This is a genomic window from Kitasatospora sp. NPDC091257 (genome assembly GCF_044757675.1).
Taxonomy (GTDB): Bacteria; Actinomycetota; Actinomycetes; order Streptomycetales; family Streptomycetaceae; genus Kitasatospora; species Kitasatospora lactacystinica.
Genome location: NZ_JBIVVI010000937.1, coordinates 1 through 3,675, shown reverse-complemented (window position 1 = coordinate 3,675; position 3,675 = coordinate 1). Strand labels below are relative to the sequence as shown.

Here is a 3,675-nt window from a genome sequence, read left to right as displayed (position 1 = left end):
CCCCCGGCGGCCACCGAGGAGGGGCACGCCGAGCGGGGCGGGGATGTCGAAGGAGTGGTCGGCGCTGTTGCCGTTGTAGCAGTCGTGCGGGCCGGTGAAGGTCACGGACTCGTCCTCGAAGAAGAAGTCCTGGTGGATCGTCCCCAGGACGACCAGATTAGAGGGGCTGCTGGAACCGTTCAGCTCCTCGGTGACCCCGGTGACGCCGGTGACCCGGTGACCCGGTGACCCGGTGACCCCGGCGTCCCGGGCGGCCGCGGCGGCGGTCAACGGAGCGTCGACGACCCGCCCGCCGGTGGCGAACTTGATGGCCTCCCGGTAGCCGCCGAAGCACGTCGACTGCCCGCCCTCCGCGCTCACCACGCAGTTCCGGGCCGAGCCGCCGGCCGCCGCGGGCCGGGCGACGGCCGTGCCCGCGCCGGACAGGGACAGCGAGACCGCCGCCGCCGCGAGGACGGCACCGGCGTGCTTGAAGGAGCGGGTCATTGTTGATCAACTCCTGTTCCAGATGGGTGACTTGTCGAGATGCCGCTCTCGTCGGAGCGCCTGACACCGATTCCGTGCCAGGCGGGTGGGTGAGGAGAATCCCAGAGATCTGGGACGTGCACGTGTCACCCGTCGGCGCGACGGCCCGTTCGGGTGCGGGAGCCGTCGGCGCGGACGTCGAGGTGTGCGGTTCGGAGCCCGTGCCGGGCCCCGGGGCGTCAATCGGCCGTTCGGGTATCCGCCCCGAGGCGCGAACGGTGCGGGAACGGTCCGTGAATTGTTCCCCGGTCGGGTGAACTGCACAGCCGCCCCCCGGGGCCCTGAGGGCATCATGGGCCGCGACACGGGACCTCGCGGAACAAGGAGTCGACCGATGGGAAGGCCGATGGCGGAGTTCGGCTGCGCGAAGTGCTACGGCGAGGACGAGCGGGCCGTGTGGGGCCGGCAGCGGGAGGGCTTCGAACACGAGGCGGAGGTGGTGGGCGGCTCGCGCTTCGCCGTCAACCTGCGGCGCTGCCTGGGGTGTTCGCAGCAGTTCGTGTGGATCTTCACCGAGGTCGTCGACTGGATGGGCGGGGACGACGCCCAGTACGTGACGATCATGCCGGTGACGGCCGTCGAGGCGAGCGGCCTGAGAAGTGGAACGCTGCGGCCCCAGGACCTCGGCGCCCTCGGCCGCGGCCGCCGCCACCTGAACCACGACTGGCCCACCGGCGGCCCGGCGCGGCTGCAGTGGCGCTCCGGCCGCTTCCTGGTCGCCGAAGGGCGGTAGCCCCTCCGTCCGGTGCTCGGAGCGGTGCGGCGGCTGTCCCCGATCCGGGTGCTCGCTACTTCCGTCGACCGGGGCGGTGGGCGAGCTTCTTCTCCGCCTTGAGCAACAGGGGGAGCAGGGCGTAGACGACGACCGGGACGACGAGACCGGTCATGACCAGGGTCCGCAGCACCAGCGGCAGGCGCCCGAGGTGGGGGCCGAGCAGGGCGAAGGTGGCGGTGATGGTCGGGTAGACGGCGAGCCAGGTGAGCAGTGCCCGGCGGTGCACGGACGGGGCGGCCGGGGCCGGTGCGGTGATGCTGTCGGTGTTCAAGGCGGTTTCCTCCCGTGAGTGAGCGGCTGGAGGCTTTGGATGCCCAAAACTCCAACCCGTCGGTTGGAGTTTGGCAGGCGCGCAGGCGGATGTCCAACCCTTTGGTTGGAGATTCGCGCTATGGTGATGCCATGGCCTGGGACACCGCACGCACGCAGCAACTCCTCCTCGACGCCGCCGTCGAGGAGTTCGCCGAATCCGGCCCGGACGGTGCCCGGATCGCCCGCGTCGCCACCCGGGCGGGAGTGAACAAGGAGCGGATCTACCAGTACTTCGGCAGCAAGGAGCAGCTCTTCGCCGCGGTGCTGGCGTCCGAACTCGGCAAGCTGGCGGAAGCGGTGCCGCTCACCCCGGTGCCGGGGCTGGAGCTCGGCGACTACGCCGGACGCGTCTTCGACTACCACTCGGCCAACCCGCACTTCTCCCGCCTGCTGGCCTGGGAAGGGCTGCAGCGCGGCACGGAGTCCCAGGCGCTGGCGGCGGAGCCCGAACGCACCGCGCACTACGGAGAGAAGGTCGCCGTCCTCGCGGCCGCGCAGCGGGCGGGCGAGCTGGCCGACGATGTGGATCCGGGACGGCTGATGTTCGCGGTGATCGGCCTGGTGAACGCGTGGTTCACGCTCCCGCAGATGGTGCGGTTGCTCCTCTCCGGCGCGACCGACCCGGCGGCGGACCGGGAGGCACTGGTCACCCTGGTGTGCCGCCTGACGAGGCCTGCGGCGGGGTGAGCGGGCGGAGTGGGCCTCGCCCGGAGCGGGCGAGGCCCACTCTCCGCCATGGCTTCTCAGATGCCGCCGAAATCACCGGACTTGATGCCGGCGACGAAGGACTGCCAGGCGTCCATGTCGAAGGCGAGCTGAGGGCCGTCGGGGTCCTTGCTGTCGCGGACGGGGAGGATACCGGGGATGCCCGGTGCGACCTCGATGCAGTTACCGCCGCCACTGCTGTACGAGGACTTCAGCCAGGAGACGGGCCTGGAGGCCGCGATGGGGAACATGGCGTGGAACTCCTTGAGACGCGTGCGGATGAGAGCCAGTGAGTCCGCACATGAGAGGGCTTGGGCCTGGAGCCAATCGTAAGTCCTTGCGAGGGAATGGATGTTGTCCTGGTTCTCTCGCTCCACGTAGCCCCGCTGGATGGTTTCGAGGTAGGCCATCCATGCCCCGCTCGGGGAGGTGAGCAACGTGAACGGCAAGAGCGACGGGAGGTTCTCGCCGAGGCTGGACGGCGCGATTTGCAGCATGACGTGCGGAAGACTGGCCACGTTCTCCAGTCGGCGAAGCTGTTCGGCCATGACGAAGGGGCCGCCGACAGGGCGCAGGCAACTCTCCTCCATGACGATGCGGATCGAGGGGGCGGGTTCCTGGTAGAGCACGGCTTGGCGCGCCATGCGGACATTGACGCGTTCGCTGACCTTGTCCCCGGGGATCTCGCCCCGTCGGGCCTCGGCGCTGACGATCGCGGAGGCGTAGGCCCGAGTCTGGAGCAGCCCGGGGATGACGTTCAGCTCGTAGACCTTGAAGGCCGTGGCCTTGCGCTCGTACTCGATGAAGGAGACGAATCCGCCGATCAAGGTGCTGCTCTTGGCAGTCCAGTACAGGAGCTCAAGTGCCTCACAGGTGTCGAGTTCCTTGTCGCACCGGCGGACGAGGTTCAGCGGCGCGGGGCGGTCTCCGTTCTCGATCATGGAGATGAGTGAATCGCTGTAGTTGGTCCGTCGTCCGAGTTCGATCTGCGTGAGCCCCCTCGCCTTGCGGAAGCGTCGCAGCTGAACGCCGATGGCCGCGTTCGGAGATGAGGTTGGGTCTACTTCCCGCTGAGGCATGGTGATCACCGATTTCCACAATGCTCGCTGTCAAAGTGAAGCTCTTCTGATACTAGCCGCGAGCGGACACCCTTGGTGAGGGGGTAACAACAGAGAGAGACTAGTCGGTGAATATGACGAACAGTCAATGCGGCGAGAGCCTCATCCTGCGGCGGAACTTTCCGCCCTGCCGCTGCGCGCAGTGCGGCGACTCCATCCCCGAGGCGCGGGTGAATGCTTCCGCCTTGACCCCGGCGGCGCCGCCCGTGCGGCGGGTGGTGCCGCCGACCAACCCCCACC

Annotated in this window: 5 protein-coding genes; 2 read left to right on the top strand and 3 right to left on the bottom strand. The window is 69.0% G+C overall.

Going from position 1 to position 3,675, the window contains the following annotated elements; translation table 11 throughout:
- Positions 1–486: hypothetical protein (locus tag ACIQOV_RS32375; protein ID WP_401054272.1), on the bottom strand; the 486-nt coding region annotated here is incomplete at its 3' end.
- A gap of 373 nt (positions 487–859) precedes the next feature.
- On the opposite strand from ACIQOV_RS32375, the gene ACIQOV_RS32370 reads away from it, so the two are divergent.
- A complete protein-coding gene (locus ACIQOV_RS32370; RefSeq protein WP_380350623.1) occupies positions 860–1,258 on the top strand; it encodes a hypothetical protein in 399 nt (132 codons plus the stop codon).
- A gap of 55 nt (positions 1,259–1,313) precedes the next feature.
- On the opposite strand, the gene ACIQOV_RS32365 is transcribed toward ACIQOV_RS32370, so the two are convergent.
- Positions 1,314–1,571 carry a hypothetical protein gene (locus ACIQOV_RS32365; RefSeq protein ID WP_401054270.1) on the bottom strand — a complete coding sequence of 86 codons (258 nt, stop codon included), beginning with the start codon at positions 1,569–1,571 and terminating at the stop codon, positions 1,314–1,316.
- 131 nt (positions 1,572–1,702) lie between these two features.
- On the opposite strand from ACIQOV_RS32365, the gene ACIQOV_RS32360 reads away from it, so the two are divergent.
- A complete protein-coding gene (locus ACIQOV_RS32360) occupies positions 1,703–2,299 on the top strand; it encodes a TetR family transcriptional regulator (protein WP_401054268.1) in 597 nt (198 codons plus the stop codon).
- Positions 2,300–2,355: 56 nt separating this feature from the next.
- On the opposite strand, the gene ACIQOV_RS32355 is transcribed toward ACIQOV_RS32360, so the two are convergent.
- Positions 2,356–3,396: a Scr1 family TA system antitoxin-like transcriptional regulator gene (locus tag ACIQOV_RS32355; protein WP_401054273.1), complete on the bottom strand. Its 1,041-nt coding sequence runs from the start codon at positions 3,394–3,396 to the stop codon at positions 2,356–2,358.
- Positions 3,397–3,675: the final 279 nt, after the last annotated feature.

What these genes read in the sequence shown, in the direction of transcription:
- ACIQOV_RS32370 (WP_380350623.1), top strand. Translation starts at nt 860, where the DNA reads ATGGGAAGGCCGATGGCGGAGTTCGGCTGCGCGAAGTGCTACGGCGAG.
- ACIQOV_RS32360 (WP_401054268.1), top strand. Translation starts at nt 1,703, where the DNA reads ATGGCCTGGGACACCGCACGCACGCAGCAACTCCTCCTCGACGCCGCC.
- ACIQOV_RS32355 (WP_401054273.1), bottom strand. Translation starts at nt 3,396, where the DNA reads ATGCCTCAGCGGGAAGTAGACCCAACCTCATCTCCGAACGCGGCCATC.